General features: G+C 69.6%; 13 protein-coding genes. 11 read left to right on the forward strand and 2 right to left on the reverse strand.

The genetic code is table 11. The annotated features are described in order from the left end of the window. Window positions 1–3 precede the first annotated feature (3 nt). The 4 genes from DX914_RS16450 to DX914_RS16465 all read left to right on the forward strand — a co-directional run bounded on the left by DX914_RS16450 (window position 4) and on the right by DX914_RS16465 (window position 5,779). Window positions 4–2,895 carry an autotransporter domain-containing protein gene (locus DX914_RS16450; RefSeq protein WP_158549368.1) on the forward strand — a complete coding sequence of 964 codons (2,892 nt, stop codon included), beginning with the start codon at window positions 4–6 and terminating at the stop codon, window positions 2,893–2,895. A 128-nt stretch (window positions 2,896–3,023) separates the two neighbouring features. Then, window positions 3,024–4,112 carry a PA0069 family radical SAM protein gene (locus tag DX914_RS16455; RefSeq protein ID WP_115860744.1) on the forward strand — a complete coding sequence of 363 codons (1,089 nt, stop codon included), beginning with the start codon at window positions 3,024–3,026 and terminating at the stop codon, window positions 4,110–4,112. A gap of 100 nt (window positions 4,113–4,212) precedes the next feature. Further along, window positions 4,213–5,352, forward strand: coding sequence for a sensor histidine kinase (locus tag DX914_RS16460; protein ID WP_115860746.1), 1,140 nt, complete (start codon window positions 4,213–4,215; stop codon window positions 5,350–5,352). Beyond that, complete coding sequence (locus tag DX914_RS16465; RefSeq protein WP_115860748.1) at window positions 5,345–5,779, forward strand: response regulator; 435 nt, start codon at window positions 5,345–5,347, stop codon at window positions 5,777–5,779. The genes DX914_RS16460 and DX914_RS16465 overlap by 8 nt, the downstream gene beginning before the upstream one ends. An 835-nt stretch (window positions 5,780–6,614) precedes the next feature. Here DX914_RS16465 and DX914_RS16470 read toward each other — a convergent pair. After that, window positions 6,615–7,328, reverse strand: coding sequence for a 2OG-Fe(II) oxygenase (locus tag DX914_RS16470; RefSeq protein ID WP_115860750.1), 714 nt, complete (start codon window positions 7,326–7,328; stop codon window positions 6,615–6,617). A 357-nt stretch (window positions 7,329–7,685) separates the two neighbouring features. On the opposite strand from DX914_RS16470, the gene DX914_RS16475 reads away from it, so the two are divergent. From DX914_RS16475 to DX914_RS16505, 7 genes are all read left to right on the forward strand, one after another. After that, complete coding sequence (locus DX914_RS16475) at window positions 7,686–8,225, forward strand: hypothetical protein (protein ID WP_196778944.1); 540 nt, start codon at window positions 7,686–7,688, stop codon at window positions 8,223–8,225. Beyond that, the gene (locus DX914_RS16480) at window positions 8,222–8,866 is read left to right on the forward strand and encodes a hypothetical protein (RefSeq protein ID WP_115860754.1); all 645 of its coding nucleotides are present in this window, start codon (window positions 8,222–8,224) and stop codon (window positions 8,864–8,866) included. The genes DX914_RS16475 and DX914_RS16480 overlap by 4 nt, the downstream gene beginning before the upstream one ends. Window positions 8,867–8,923: 57 nt before the next feature. Next, window positions 8,924–9,691: a hypothetical protein gene (locus DX914_RS16485; protein ID WP_115860756.1), complete on the forward strand. Its 768-nt coding sequence runs from the start codon at window positions 8,924–8,926 to the stop codon at window positions 9,689–9,691. Between the two features lie 62 nt (window positions 9,692–9,753). Then, window positions 9,754–10,566 (forward strand): hypothetical protein, encoded by an 813-nt coding sequence (locus DX914_RS16490; RefSeq protein WP_115860758.1) that lies wholly within the window; start codon window positions 9,754–9,756, stop codon window positions 10,564–10,566. 78 nt (window positions 10,567–10,644) lie between these two features. Then, window positions 10,645–11,376, forward strand: coding sequence for a C39 family peptidase (locus DX914_RS16495; protein WP_115860760.1), 732 nt, complete (start codon window positions 10,645–10,647; stop codon window positions 11,374–11,376). A gap of 43 nt (window positions 11,377–11,419) precedes the next feature. Next, window positions 11,420–12,175, forward strand: a complete 756-nt coding sequence (locus DX914_RS16500; protein ID WP_147300711.1) for a hypothetical protein — start codon at window positions 11,420–11,422, stop codon at window positions 12,173–12,175. Between the two features lie 39 nt (window positions 12,176–12,214). Beyond that, window positions 12,215–13,546, forward strand: a complete 1,332-nt coding sequence (locus DX914_RS16505; RefSeq protein WP_115860764.1) for a transporter — start codon at window positions 12,215–12,217, stop codon at window positions 13,544–13,546. 596 nt (window positions 13,547–14,142) lie between these two features. Here the strand turns inward: DX914_RS16505 and DX914_RS16510 are convergent. Continuing rightward, window positions 14,143–15,537: a sigma-54 dependent transcriptional regulator gene (locus tag DX914_RS16510; RefSeq protein WP_115861249.1), complete on the reverse strand. Its 1,395-nt coding sequence runs from the start codon at window positions 15,535–15,537 to the stop codon at window positions 14,143–14,145. Window positions 15,538–15,570 lie beyond the last annotated feature (33 nt).

Raw genomic sequence — 15,570 nt, forward strand, 5'->3', positions numbered from 1 at the left:
CCGATGAACCGCTGCTACCGAGTGCTGTGGAACTCAGCCACCGGAACCTGGGTGGTGACCTGCGACCTGGCGCGCGCGCGCGGCAAGCGCGGCGGCGGCCCCCGGCCGCGCGCCTTGGCCGTGCTGCTGGGCGCGGCCCTGCTGAGCGCCGGTGGCCATGCCGCGGCGCAGCAGCGCAGCCATTGGGACGGCGACGGCGCGGGCAACGCCGGCAACGGCCAGGTCGATGGCGGCAGCGGCACCTGGTCGGCGACGTCCACGAATTGGACCGGCGCGGATGGCGCGAGCAACGGCGCGCGTTCGCCGCTGCCCGGCGTACCGGTGTTCCAGGGCGCGGGCGGCACGGTCGCCGTGGACAACGGCCAGGGCGCCATCGACGTTGCCGGCATGAGTTTCAACGCCGACGGTTACCGGCTGCAGGGCGGCAGCATCGGTCTGGCCGATCCGCAGAGCCTGTTCCGCGTGGGCGGTGGCTACACCGCCACCCTCGCCACCGCGCTGACCGGCAGCGGCGGCCTGGTCAAGGCCGATGCGGGCACGCTGGCGCTCACCGGCGCCAACAGCTACACCGGCGGCACCACCATCCAGCAGGGCACCGTCGCCATCGGCGGTGCGGTCGGCGCCAACGGTCAGAGCAGCGCGTTCGGCAGCGGCCTGGTGCGCATGGCCGGCGGCACGGCGCTGCACTACGACGTCAGCGGCGGTTTCGTGAACTACCGCTTGAACAATGCGCTGGCCCTGGACGGCAACATCCAGGTGCGCGCGCTGGGCGGCAACGGGGGCGGAGTCACCTTCACCGGGCCGGTGTCGCTGGGCGACGGCCGGCGCAGCATCGACGCCGGTAACGGCCGCATCGCGTTCAACGGCGTGGTCAGCGGCAACGGCGGCCTGGACATCGTCGGCGGCACCGTCGAGTTCGGCGGACAGACCGCCATGGACAACACCTATACCGGCAGCGTGACCGTGCACAGCGGCGCGGTGGGCGATTTCCGCCGCGCGGGTTCGGTGGTGGTGACCGGCGACCTGCTGGTGCGCTCGGGCGGCGAAGCCATCGCCGACACGCTGTACGCCACGCCCGGGCCGTTCTTCCATTCGCCGCTCAGCCGCATTTTCGGCGCTAACTCCACCGTCACCATCGAGGCCGGCGGGCAGCTCACCATCGGCACGGGCGGCCCGGTCATTCCCAACCTGCGCGGCGACGGCCTGGTCGTGCTCAACGATCGCCGGCCGATCGCCGGCGCGGGCTTCGTGGTCGAAAGCGGCGATTTCGCAGGCAGCATCGTCGGCCGCGGCGGGGTGGTCAAACGTGGCGCGGGCACGCTGATCCTGCGCGGCAGGAACACGTATTCGTCCTCCTTCTTCAACGACGACCTGCGCATCGAGGAGGGCACGGTACTGGTCGAAGGCTCGGTGTCCAGCGGTGTACTCGCGCGCGGCGCAGGCTCGGTGATCGGCGGCAACGGCCGTGTCGGCAATCTGAGCGTGGCGGGGGGCGCCGCGGTCGCGCCGGGCAGCGGCCCCGGATCGATCGGCACGTTGACCGTCGATCTCAGGCTGGGTTTTGCGCCCGAAGGCCGCTACATCGTCGACATCGACGCCAGCGGCCGTTCTGATCTGTTGAACCTGGGCTATCTGGCCACGCTCGACGGTACCCTGCAGGTCGAAAAAGCGGCCAACCAGCGCTACCGCCCGGGCACCCGCTACACCATCCTCACCGCCGTCGCCGGCGTGTCCGGCCAGTTCCACACGCTGATCCAGAACTCGCCTTTCATCAATCTGGCCCTGAGCTACGATCCCAAGAATGTCTACCTGGACGTGCTGCGTAGCGCGATCGCATTTCCGGACGTAGGCACCACCGCCAACCAGATCGCCACGGCCACGGCTACCGAAGCGCTGGGCGAGGGCCATGCGGTGTACGACACCGTGCTCGGCCTGGACGAAGCGCAGGCGCGCGATGCGTTCGAACAGCTCAGCGGCGAAGTCCACGCCAGCCTGCAGAGCGCGCTGCTCGACGACAGCCGTTTCGTCCGCGATGCCTATAACGCACGCCTGCGCGATCCTGCCGGCGAAGGCCGGGTGCTGTGGGCGCAGGCCTACGGGTCCTGGGGCGGCTACGACGGCGACGGCAACGCGCGTGGCGTCGATCGTTCCCTGGGCGGCGTGCTGTTGGGCGCGGACACCGAGCTCGACGGCGGCTGGCGCCTGGGCCTGGGTGGCGGCGCCGGCCGCACCCAGCTGTCCACGCCGCAGCGTCATGCGCGCGCGGACGCCGACAGCTATCACCTGGGCGCATACGCCGGCTGGCGCAACGGCGGCTTCGGCCTGCGCTTCGGCGCGGCCTACAGCCGTCACGACGTCGACAGCGACCGCCGCGTGCAATTTCCCGACTACGCCGACCGCCTGGGCGCGCGCTACGACGCGTCCACCGCCCAGGTCTACGCCGAGGCGGGCTACGCGTTCGAGCGCGGCGCGCTGACGCTGGAGCCCTACCTCAACACCGCCTGGGTGCGCGTGCGCAACGAGGACTACGCCGAACACGGCGGCGACGCGGCCCTGCGTGTACGCAGCGGCGACGCCGAGGCCGGTTACGCCACCCTGGGCCTGCGCCTGGGCACCCACCTGGGGCCGCAACATGCGCCACTGCATTTCCGCGCCGGCCTGGGCTGGCGCCACGCCTTCGGCGACGGCGCGGCGCGCACGGTGATGGCCTATGCCAGCGGCAGTCCGGACTTCGCCGTGCAGGGCGTGCCGCTGGCGGGCGATGCGGCCGTGCTGGAGGCCGGCATCGCCGGCCCGCTGGGCGACCGCGTCACCCTGGGGGTGGGCTACCAGGGCCTGATCGGCGATGGGCTGGACGATCACGGCCTGCGCGGCGAACTGAGCTGGCGCTTCTGACCCTCCGCCCTGGCGCCGGACCTGCTTGATAATTAGTAGTAATACTAATAATCTGGCCTCCGGCGCCGTACGACGGCATCCCCAGCGCCGGCGGCCCGGCCGGTCCGGTGTCGTCGCGCCACCGGCCCATGGAAGACGCACGCAAACCCACCTCGCCGATCAAAGGCCGCGGCGCCGCCTCGCAGGTCCCGGGCCGCTATGCGGTCACCGTCGCCCAGGGCAGCGACGACGGCTGGGGCTCGGTGTACGAGGCGCTGGCCGAGGCGCCGCGGCCGCAGACCCAGGTCACCGAGGAACAGGCGCGCAGCATCGTCAGCCACAACGATTCGCCGGACGTGGGCTTCTCCAGTTCGGTCAATCCGTATCGTGGCTGCGAGCACGGCTGCGTCTACTGCTTCGCCCGGCCCTCGCACGCCTACCTGGACCTGTCGCCGGGCCTGGATTTCGAAACCCGGTTGTTCGCCAAGACCAATGCGGCCGAACGGTTGCGCGCCGAACTCGCGCGCCCGTCCTACCGCTGCACGCCGATCGCGCTGGGCATCAACACCGACGCCTACCAGCCGATCGAACGCCGCTACCGCATCACCCGCGCCTGCCTGGAAGTGCTGGCCGAAACCGGCCACCCGCTAAGCCTGATCACCAAGAACGCATTGATCGAACGCGACGTGGACCTGCTGGCGGCGATGGCGCGACGGCGCCTGGTCAGCGTGTACTTCTCGGTGACCACGCTGGACAACCGCTTGGCGGCGAAGATGGAACCGCGCGCCGCCGCGCCGCATGCGCGCCTGCGCGCGATGAAGCTGCTGGCCGAGGCCGGCGTGCCGGTCGGCGTGATGGTGGCGCCGGTGATACCGATGATCAACGACCGTGAACTGGAGCACATTCTGGCCGCGGCGCAGGAGCACGGCGCGCGCTCGGCCGGCTATGCAGTGCTGCGCCTGCCGCACGAGCTGTCCACGCTCTGGCGCGAGTGGCTGCAGCTGCACTACCCCGACCGCGCCGAGCACGTGATGAGCCTGATCCGGCAGATGCGCGGCGGCAAGGACTACGACAGCCGCTACGGCACGCGCATGCGCGGCGAAGGTCCGTTCGCGCAGCTGATCCAGCAACGCTTCGCCCAGGCCTGGCGCCGCCACGGCTACGGCCGCCTGCCGGCGCTGGACGTGAGCCAGTTCGTGCCGCCGCGCCCGCAGTCGCCGCAGGGCGAATTGTTCTAGCGGGGCAGGGCGCCCCGGCCGCCCGGGACTACCTGCACTGCGCCGTCACGGCCGCAACGGCTAAACTCACGCGTCCGTGACGCTCTTGAGCCCGTACCCGATGATCGACCCCGCAACGCCGGAGACGGGCGACGACCGCTTTCGTTTGGCGATGCAAGCCTCCGCCATCGGCATGGCGCTGGCCGATCTGCAGGGGCGCTGGATCGAGGTAAATCCCGCGTTCGAGCGCCTGCTGGGCTACAGCAACGCGGAAATGGCCGGCCGCAGCGCCGCCGAATTCACCCACCCCGACGACGTCGAACCCTCGCGCAGCCTGCTCGAAGGCCTGGCCGATGGCGCGTTTCCCTCGCTGGAAGCGCGCAAGCGTTATGTGCGCCGCGATGGCCAGGCGGTGTGGACCCACGTCAACGTGGCCCTGATCCGCGGCGCCGACGGCGCGCCGCGCTGCCTGGTGCTGCAACTGCGCGACATTGCCGAGCAGATGGCCGCCGAAGCGCAGGCACGCAACGCCGATCAGGCCGCGCTGGCGCTGGACGCGTCCAACCGCCACCTGCAGCTGTTCGCCGACGCCGTGGCCCACGATCTGCGCGCGCCGCTGCGTTCGATCGAGAGCTTCTCCGGGTTGCTCGCCGACCGCGCCAGCGAACGCCTGGACGACACCGACCGCGACTACCTGGACCGCATCCGCGCCGCCGCCGCGCGCATGACCGCGCTGCTGGCCGCGCTCAACGACCTGTCCCACGTCACCCGCACCGCCATGCGCGAAGCGCCGGTGGACCTGAGCCTGCTGGCCGACTGGGTCGGCGCCGAGCTGCTCGACGCCGACCCGCACCGCCGCGCCGACATCCGCGTGCAGCCGGGCCTGGCGGTGCAGGGCGACGAACGCCTGCTCAAGCTCATGCTCAGCCAGGTCATGGGCAACGCCTGGAAATTCTCGCGCGAGCGCGACCCGATCCGCATCGAGATCGAGGGCGAACGCGACGAGGACCGCCTGCGCGTGACCGTGCGCGACTACGGCAGCGGCTTCGACATGCGCTACGCGCACAAACTCTTCGAACCCTTCCAGCGCCTGCACGGCCCGGACCAGGGCGGTGGCCATGGCCTGGGGCTGGCGATCGCCAAGCGCATCGTCGAGCGCCACCGCGGCCAGATCCGCGCCCGCTCCGAGACCGACGTGGGCAGCACTTTCATCATCGAACTGCCCGCCGCCGCGGCAGGCGAGGAACTACCGCATGCATAAGGTCATCCTGCTGGTCGAAGACAACCCCGACGACGTCGAGCTGACGCGGCTCGCGTTCGAGGAGGCCAAGGTCGCCAACAAGCTGGTGGTGGTCGGCGACGGCGCCGAGGCGCTGGACTACCTGTTCGCGCGCGGCCGTTACGCCGACCGCGATGCCGGCGACCTGCCGTCGATCGTGCTGCTGGACCTCAACTTGCCCAAGGTGGACGGCCGCGAAGTGCTACAGGCCATCCGCGCCAACGAAGCCACCCGCACCCTGCCGGTGGTGGTGCTGACCACCAGCACCGAGCCCTTCGACGTGGAAGCCAGTTACGCGCTGGGCGTGAACAGCTACATCCAGAAGCCCGTGGACTTCGAGCAGTTCGTATGGGCGGTGAAGCAGGTGGGTTTGTATTGGCTGGTGTTGAATCATCCGCGTACGCCGTGACGGCGAGCGGAGCTTGCGCGGCGATTTGCTGCCCCGCGCGCCCTCACCCCAACCCACGCCCCAGCCCGACCGCTAGTGGTCGGGCGTTCAGTGCAGCGCGAGCCAATGGCTCGCAAGCGCTGCCCTTCACCCCGCAAGCGGGAGAGGGGCTAAAGCACAAGCGGCGCCGGATCAGTCCCCTCTCCCGCTTGCGGGAGAGGGCTAGGGTGAGGGGGTGAGCGCGAAGCGCGAATGCTCTTGATCCTCGCTCGGGCACCGAACTCGCAGCCCCAACAGAAGACCCGGAGGGCGGCGCACAGGATGTGCGCCGTTTTTCGCTGGCACAGGGATGTGCCAGCGAAAAATCCCCGCGCCTACTCCGATCTCGCACGGGAGCTCTGGCGAAGCGCTTTTCTTTGGTTACTTTCTTTTGACGCTTATCAAAAGAAAGTAACCCGGCCGCTTGCGGACGGAAGCTGTTGCTGTTGCTCCTAAAAAAGCACACCCACACACCTTCGCGAGTTCGGCGCTGATCGCGGCTCACGCCGCTCCTACCCCAAGGCGCCAGAGCAGACCCGACGCCGACCGAGGGCTTCGTCGTAGCTGCGGATTCGCGGTCGCAGCTTGCGCAGCTCCTACAGGAGTGGGCGCAGCGTTCGTCGTGGTTGTGGATTCGTGGCCGCGGCTCACGCCGCTCCTACCCCAAGGCGCCAGAGCAGACCCGACGCCGACCGAGAGCTTCGTCGTAGCTGCGGATTCGCGGTCGCAGCTTGCGCAGCTCCTACAGGGGTGGGCGCAGCGTTCGTCGTGGTTGTGGATTCGTGGTCGCGGCTTACGCCGCTCCTACCCCGAGGCCCTACTTGGCGCCGTACAGGCGCTCGGCGCGCTGAAACAGGATCCAGCTGGTCGCGATGTACTTGTCGCCGCCCTTAGGCCGGTTACCGCGATGCGTATGCGTGAACGCCGCCGGCGCGATCAGCAGATCGCCCGCGCGCGGCGCGATCTTGCGCTGCTGGTAGAGGAACTCGGTCTCGCCTTCCTCGAAGCCGTCGTTGAGGTAGATCGTCCACAACAGGTGCCGGTGCAGCGTTTCCGCGTGCGCATCGCGCGGGAACAGCTCGCAGTGCCAGTACGGATAGCCACCGCGGTTGGCGGTGTAGCGCTGCAGATTGATCGCGCCCGGCCGCAGCACCGCCTGCACCACGCCGGCCAGGGTCGCGTCGTCCATCGCCGCCACGCGTTCGGCCGTGAGCCGGTGCCGGCCTTGGCCGTCGGGGCCGGGCACTTCCAGCATCAGCGGCGCGATCAGGGTGTGCGGGTAACGGCGCAAGTAGCGCAGCAACCCGGCGAACACCGCGTTGTTCAACAGCGCCTCCACATCGCGCCAGGCCTCGCGCCCGCTCAGGGTCAGATCGCGGCTGTCCTTGAGCTCGGGCATCACCCCGCCGCCCACGCGCCCGGGTTCGGTCTCGGCGCTGGCGTCGAAGCGCTGCAGCAAGGCCGCGCAGGTCGCGCGGTCCAGCGCCTGCGGATAGACCTCGATGAAATCGTGGCGGGCGTCGTCGCTCATGCGGCCTGATGCGGATTCATGGAACGGGCCGCCATCCTCGCATGGCGGCGGACGTTGCATAAACGCAACAGCGCGCAAAACACCCCCGCCGTGGGCGCGTGCACGCGGTGTGAGTGGGCCCGCCTGCCGCGTATCCACATTCAGTGTGCCCCGCCGGTGTTCACGCCACCCGACGCATGTCTGGAGGCGTTGCAGCGGCGCAACGTTTACACCGCATTAACACCGCCGCGCCGCCCAACGGAAGCAAAAACTCATCCGCAGACAAGCACTTAGAAAGTTGGCACGGACTTCGCTTCGTCCCCTACGTCCGCCGCGCACCACGCCCGGCCGGACCGTCCCCCGACGGAGCTCCTCGCCATGCCTGCCCCTGCCCACGCCGCCGTCCGATCCTTGCCTGCGCGCTTGCTGCGCGCGGCGCTGGCCACCGCGCTCACCGCTGCGGCGCTGCTGGCCGGCAGCGCGCGCGCGCAACAGGCGTCGGAGCCCGGCGCGGACGAAGACCCCAACCTGATCGTCGCGCGCACCGTGCAGCCGCGCATCGCCTATCGCGGTATTCCCACCGAAGACAACCCGGTGATGGTGCGCGCGACCACGTTCCCCGCGCAGATCTTCCACGGCACCCTCAACGGCACGCTGGATCAGTTGCTCGGCGACGGCGATCTCGGTCAGCGCGGTTCCGCCGGCATGGCGGTCCACGCCGCGACCCAGGCGCTGACCGGACCCGCGCTGGGCAACAACGTCCTGCTCGGCCCCGGCGGCAGCGCCGGTGCGCCGCCGATGGGCCCCGGCGCGTCGGTCGGCGGCGCGATCGGCGCCGCCACCGCCGGCCTGGGCGATCTGATCACCCACAGCGTGATGCAAGCCGTCGCGCCGGCGGCCAACGGAGGCGGCAAGTGAACATCCGCCTGCGCGCCGCGGCGCTGCTGCTCACGATCGCGGCCGCCGTGCCGGCGCACGCGCAGGAGGCGGAGTCGGTGCCGCCGCCGCCGCCGTCGCTGGACCAGGCGCGTGCGGCCGACCGCGCCGCTCAGGGCGCGGTCGGCCGCACCGCGGTCAACCAGGCCGCCGGCCGCGGCAACGCCCAGGTCAACCTCGCGGTCATCGCGCTGTCGGCGCAAGGCCCGGGCCTGGCCGATGCGCGCAGCCGCCAGAGCGCCGGCGCCGGCGAGCGCCAGCGCGATGCGGTGGCGCGCATCGAAGGCCAGGCCTTCTCCGCCAGCAACGGCCTGCTGTCGCTGAACCAGGCCGCCGGCAGCGGCAACACCCAGGCCAACGTGTTCGTGCTCGGCAACGGTGGCGCGCTGCCGCTGGCCGTGTTCGACGGCGGCAAAGCGGCGCTGGACGACGACGCGCTCGCGTCGGTCGCCGGCACCCAACCCCTCGACGGACCTGCGGCCGCGCCGCGGTTGCGCCAGGCGCTGATCGCGGACGACGCGCTGCGCGGCGGACAAGGCGTGGTCCAGGTCAACCAAACGGCGGGCGTCGGCAATGCGACGACGAACGCGATCGTGCTCCGGTTGCCGGGGGGCACTCCTTAGCAAGCGCAAGGCAAGCGGCAAACCACAGCGGTACACACACCACCAGGAGAGAGAGTCATGAAAGTCCAGTACAGCCTGATCGCGATCGCCCTCGGCACCCTGTTCGCCACCTCCGCCTTCGCCCAGGGCGACGATGCCGACATCTACAGCAATACCTACATCAGCAACGACATCGACGTGTCCGGCAGCGTCAAGGTCAAGGGCAAGATCCGCGTGGCCAGCGAATCGGCCGCCGTCGTCGACCAGGATCAGGTCACCGAAGACAACTGGTCGCTGGGCGACGGCGATCACGATGCCGACCTGACCGACAACGCGCTCAACGCCGCGCAGGGCAACATCGGCGCCAACGTCGCCGCCGGTGTGGGCAACGCCCAGGCCAACGACACCGCGCTGTCCTCGGTGGACGGCGAGAAGGTGTTCGCCTCGGCGATGGTGTTCAGCAACCAGGCCTCGTACAACAACTTCGCCACGTCCAGCCAGCAGGACACCTACTACTCGGCCAACCTCGACGGCGACGCGCTCGCCGACGCCAAGGGCAACATCGGCGTGAACGTGGCCGCCGGCGTGGGCAATGGCCAGACCAATGCCATGGCTGCCTCGGTCAACAGCTCCGGCACCATCGCCAAGGCCACCGCCGACAGCGAGCAGGACGCCTGGTTGAACACCCTGGCCGCCGACTGCGACCTGGACACCTTCGCCACCCTGGGCGGCAACGCGCTGTCCAACGCGCAGGGCAACATCGGCGCCAACGTCGCCGCCGGCGTGGGCAACCTGCAGCACAACGGCCTGTCGATCGCGACCGCGTCCTGCGGCACCTGCGACTGAACACCGCCAACCAGGCCAGCGCCGCCGCCTGGCGGCGCTGGACCCTCCCGGGGAGCAAGCACATGAAACTGCACACCACTTTGCTGGCGATCGCCCTGTCGGCCGCCGTCGCACTGCCCGCGCTCGCGCAGGGCGACGATGCCGCGATCTACAGCAACACTTACATCAGCAACGACATCGACGTGTCCGGCAAGGTCCGGGTCAAGGGCAAGATTCGCGTCAGCAGCGAATCCTCGGCCGTGGTCGATCAGGACCAGACCACCCTGGCCAACCAATCGCTGGGCGACGGCGACCACGACGCCAGCCTGGGCGACGACGCGCTGTCCAACGCGCAAGGCAACATCGGCGTGAACGTCGCCGCCGGCGTGGGCAACGCCCAGGCCAACGACACCGCGCTGTCCTCGGTGGACGGCGAGAAGGTGTTCGCCTCGGCGATGGTGTTCAGCCATCAACAGTCGCTGGGCAACTACGCCACCACCAACACCGACCACACCTACTACGAGGCCAGCCTGGACGGCAACGCCTTGTCCGACGCCAAGGGCAACATCGGCGTCAACGTGGCCGCCGGTGTCGGCAACGCGCAGAGCAATGCCATGGCCGCTTCGGTCAACAGCTCCGGCACCATCGCCAAGGCCAGCGCCGACGCCGATCAGTACGCGTACTACAACACGCTGGACAGCGAAGGCCGCCGTATCAGCCTGGATCTGTACGCCACCTTGAGCGGCAATGCGCTGTCCAACGCGCAGGGCAACATCGGCGTGAACGTGGCGTCGGGCGTAGGCAACCTGCAGCACAACGGCCTGTCGATCGCGACGGCCGCGTGCCAGCTGTGCGCCCCGCCGCCGCCGCCGTGCTCCGGCGGTTGCAGCGACTGAGCCGCCGCGCCGCGGTGGCCATCCTGGTCCGGCCATCGCGGCGCCTTCCGTCCACCCCAGCGAATCAGCGGAACCGCCATGACTTGCCTGCGCACTTTGCCGACCGCCATCGCCATCGCCTGCTTATGGCTGGGCGCGGCGGTGTGCGAAGTACGCGCGCAGCAGGCGCAGAGCTCGGTGGACCTGACCCGCCTGACCGGACCGGGCACCACACCCGGACGCAAGACCCTGCGCTCGATGCGCGACCTGCGCTACCAGGACCTGATGCGGCAGCGCTACGACTTCAGCTGCGGCTCCTCCGCGTTGGCCAGCCTGCTGCATTACGGCTACGGCCTGGACGTGAGCGAGCCGGAGCTGATCAAGAAGATGATGGTCGGCGTGGACCCGCGCGAGGTGGTGAAGAACGGCTTCTCCATGCTCGACATGAAGCGCTACGTGGAAAGCATCGGCATGCGCGGCCACGGATTCCGCGTCGACGCCGATGCGTTGTACCGGCTGCAGATGCCGGTGATCGCGTTGCTGGATCTGCGCGGTTACAAGCATTTCGTGGTGGTGAAAGGCGCAGCCAACGGGCGCGTCTTCGTCGCCGACCCTGCGCTCGGGCATCGGGTGATGCTGGAGCGCGATTTCGTCAAAGGCTGGAACGGCATCATCCTGGCGGTGGTCGCCGACCGGCCGATGCGCACCGATTCCTATCTGGTCAGCAACCGCAGCTCGCCCGCGTTGCAGCGCCGCGTGGAGGCGCTGGACCGTGCCACCACGCCGCCGCGGGTGGTCGAGTTCGGCCTGGTGATCACCGACCTGTTCTGAACACCGCGGGCCAGGAACGGCCCGCGCCGCATCGAGGTGCCCGATGAACCGACAACCACTCCCCCGTGCCCTGTTCTCGGCCCTCGTGGCAGCGGCGGCCGCGGCGCAACCCGCGGCCGCCCTGCCCCCTCTCAAGGCGGAAATCGTCGACGACAGCACCTTGGCCACGCTCAGCGGAAAGTTCTACGGCGCCAACATGCTGGTCGGTTTGCGCATCGATCTGGTCTCGACCATGACCCTGCCCGATCAGAGCAGCGCCAGCGCCAGCGGCGCGCTGTCGATCCGGCGCGTGGGCAACGGCTTCGACGTGCGCGTGGACACGCGCGCCGACGCCAGCGCCGGCAGCGGCGGCTACGTGCCGCCGGACAACACCAGCGCCAGCGGCGGCGACAGCCTGCGCGTGAACGGCATCGGCCAGATCAGCCAGGTCGCCGGCGACGGCAACCGCCTGTCCAACCTCACCTCGATCAGCTTCGTTTCGGACCTGGGCAATGGCGCCTTCAATGGCCGCAGCGCGGCGCAGGCCAGCGCGGGCCCGGTCACGGCGCAGGTCACCTTCCTCGACGGCGGCGCGCGCATGGACATCAACGCGCCGGGCGCCCTGCTCAGCCAGCGTTTCAACGCCGGCAGCAACGGCGCCGACGGCCGCATCCTGCAGGTGGCACAGATCGCCGGCAACGACCTGGTCGGCGCCAATCGCATGCATCTGCAACTGATGACCGAATCGATGACGCAACAGATGCAACAGCAACTCGGCATCCAGCAAGTGCTGGCCGGGCTGCGCGCGTTGCCGCGTTGATCACAACACTGCGTCGTTCCGCTTCGGGGATAGATCCACATGCGCCTGGTCGCCACTCCGCTCTGCCTCGCCATCGCCCTGGTCCTGAGCGGCAAGGCGCACGCCGCCGGTACCGACGAAGCGGTGCTGGAACAACTGCGCAAGCTCAGCGAGCAGGTCGCCGCGCAGCAGGCCGAGATCGAACGCCTGCGCGGCCAGGTGCAGGAGCTGGAGCTGGCCGAACGCGGCCGCGGCCTGAGCGCGCCGCACGGCGCCGACGACCAGGACGACGCCCAGCGCCTGGCGCGCGACGCCAACCAGCAGGCCACCGACCAGCGCGCCAGCCAGGACGCGCGCGAGGAAGAGGAACGCCGGCAGCGCCAGGGCGACGCCACCGTGCAGATCGGCGAGAGCGGGCGCAAGGAAGAGGCGCAGCGCCGCGAACAGGAGAAGGCGCTGGTGGTGCGCGAGCACGCGCCCCTGTTCGAGCGCAAGTTCACCCTCGACGCGGGTTTCAGCTACAGCTACTACGACCGCCGCCAGCTGGCGCTGTCGGGCTTCCTGGCGCTGGACGCGATCTTCCTGGGCAGCATCAACCTGGACCAGACCAAGGCCACCGTCGGCACCCTGGACATCACCGGCCGCTACGGCCTGACCGACCGCTTCAGCGTCGAGGCCAGCCTGCCCTATGTCTACCGCGACACCCGTTTCGTCAGCGGCGGTGCGGGCGGCGCGTCCAGCATCGTGAGCGAAGTGCAGACGCGATCCAGCGGCATGGGCGACGCCTCGGTCGCGGCCTACTACCAGTGGGTCAAGGAATCGCAGCGCTGGCCCGACATCGTCACCAGCGTGCGCGTGCGTGCGCCCACGGGGCGCCACCCGTTCGGCCTGAAGCTGATCCAGCCCGACGCGGAGAACAACAACCTCAACGTGCCGGAGAACCTGCCCACGGGGTCGGGCATCTGGAGCGCGACCTTCAACGTGTCGGCGCTACGCACCTACGATCCGGTGATCCTGTTCGGCAACCTGGGCTACACCTACAATCAGCCGCGCAGCTTCGACGACATTTCGCCGGTACTGGATCAGATCTCGCCGGCCAAGGTCGCGCTGGGCAACACGGTGCAGCTCAGCGGCGGCATCGCGATCGCGCTCAACGACCGCTCGGCGGTGAGTTTCAGCGTGGCGGCGGCGGTGTCGGGCGCCACGCATACCACCGCGCCCGGCGAGAAGAAGCAACGCGTGCCCGGCAGTTCCAGCAACAGCACCACGCTCAACATCGGCGGCAGCTACGTGCTGCCCTCGGGCTGGACCATGAACGGTCAACTCGCCGCCGGCCTGACCCCCGACGCCCCCAACTTCGTCTTCGCCCTGCGCGCGTCCAAGTCCTTCTAACCCCCCGCTTCGGGGTAGGAGCGGCGTGAGCCGCGACCGCGAATCCGCAAGCACGACGAATGCCGCGACTCCCCTGTAGGAGCTGCGCAAGCTGCGACCGCGAATCCACAGTTGCGACTAAGCCCTCGGTCGGCGGGGGGCTGCACTGAAGCCTTGGGGTAGAAGCGGCGTGAGCCGCGATCCGCTCCGAACTCGCGCAGGTGTTTGGGTGTGCTGCTTTGACGCAACAGCAACAGCTTCCGTCCGCAAGCGGCCGGGTAACTTTCTTTTGATAAGCGTCAAAAGAAAGTAACCAAAGAAAAACGCTTGGCCAGAGCTCCCGTGCGAGAGCGGTGCGTGCGCGGGGATTTTTCGATGGCACATCCCTGTGCCAGCGAAAAACGGCGCACGTCCTGTGCGCCGCCCTCCGGGTCTTCTATTGGGTCTGCGAGTTCGGGGCCCGAGCGAGGATCAAGAGCATTCGCTGCGCTCATCCCCTCACCCTAGCCCTCTCCCGCAGGCGGGAGAGGGGATGCATCCGACGCCGCTTTGCTTTAGCCCCTCTCCCGCTTGCGGGAGAGGGGTTGGGGTGAGGGCAGCCGCCCCCCGAACCCGGATCAAGCCGCACTAAACCCATCCTCCATCTCCCCCACGCGCAGATCGTGCCGCAGCATCAGCCGGTACAAGGTCACCCGCGACACCGCCAACTCCCGTGCCGCATCCACCAGGCGCCCGCGATTGCGCTGCAAGGCGCGCACGATCGCGTCCCTGGTCGCCGCATCGCGCACTTCATCCAACGTCGGCGGCGGCGTGCTATCGGCATGGTCGATATGCAGATCGCCGGCGGTGATCAAACGGCCCTCGGCCATGACCACCGCCTGCCGCACCCGGTTGATGAGCTCGCGCACGTTGCCGGGCCAGGGGTGCCCATGCATGGCCTGGCGCGCGCAAGGCGAGAAGCCCTTGAGCGTGCGCTGGCCTTCCTGCGAATAGCGCCGCAGCGCGTGTTCGGCCAACCGGTCGATGTCGCCGCCGCGCTCGCGCAGCGGCGGCTGTTGCAGCCGCAGCACGCACAGGCGGTGGTAGAGATCGGCGCGGAAGCGGCCGTCGGCGATGGCGCTGTCCAGGTCGTGATGGGTGGCCGAGATGATGCGCACGTCGATGCGGACCTGCTCGTGCCCGCCCAGGCGTTCGATGCAGCCCTGCTGCAGGAAGCGCAGCAAGGACGCCTGGCTTTCCAGCGGCAGGTCGCCGATCTCGTCCAGGAACAGAGTGCCGCCGTTGGCGGTTTCGATCCGTCCCAGCTTGCGCTGCAGCGCGCCGGTGAATGCGCCGCGTTCGTAGCCGAACAGTTCCGACTGCACCAGGCTGTGCGGAATCGCGCCGCAGTTGATCGCCACGAACGGATGCGCGCTGCGCCGCGAATGCCGGTGCACCGCCATCGCCGCCAGTTCCTTGCCGGTGCCGGTTTCGCCGGCGATGAACACCGGCGCGTCGGTCAGCGCGGCCTTGCGCAGGGTGCGGAACAGCGCGCGCATCGCCGCGCTCTGGCCGATCATGCCGTCGAAGTCGGCCCCGCCCTCGTCCTCGCCGCGCTCGCAGGCCAGCCGCGCCATGCCGTGGGCGTGGCCGACCACCGTGTCCAGCACCGCCTCGGGGCAGGGCAGGGTCACGTAGTCGTAGCAATAGTCGCGGATCAGCTGGCGCACCGGCTCCTGATCGAGCTGCGATGCATCCACGCCCGCCACCCAGCCGGCGTTGGCCGCCGACAGCGCGCCGCCGAATTCGGCCAGATCGTGATGATCGAAGCCCTCGCGCAGGTCCAGCAGGGCGGCGTGCGGCTGGCGCGCATCGCGCTGCAGCAGGCGCAGGGCGCCGCGCGCATCGCTGACGCGGCGCAGGTTCCAACCCAGGGGTTGCAAGCGGGCCAACGGCAATTCGCGCCCGTGGCCGCCGCGGGCAACATAGATCAGTTCTCGCGACCCATAGGGCCTGGACGGGGCGTCGTGCATGGCCGCGTCCGTGCCTGCCGGGTCGCACTTGCC

It is taken from the genome of Lysobacter silvisoli, assembly GCF_003382365.1.
In the GTDB taxonomy this organism is placed as follows: Bacteria; Pseudomonadota; Gammaproteobacteria; order Xanthomonadales; family Xanthomonadaceae; genus Lysobacter; species Lysobacter silvisoli.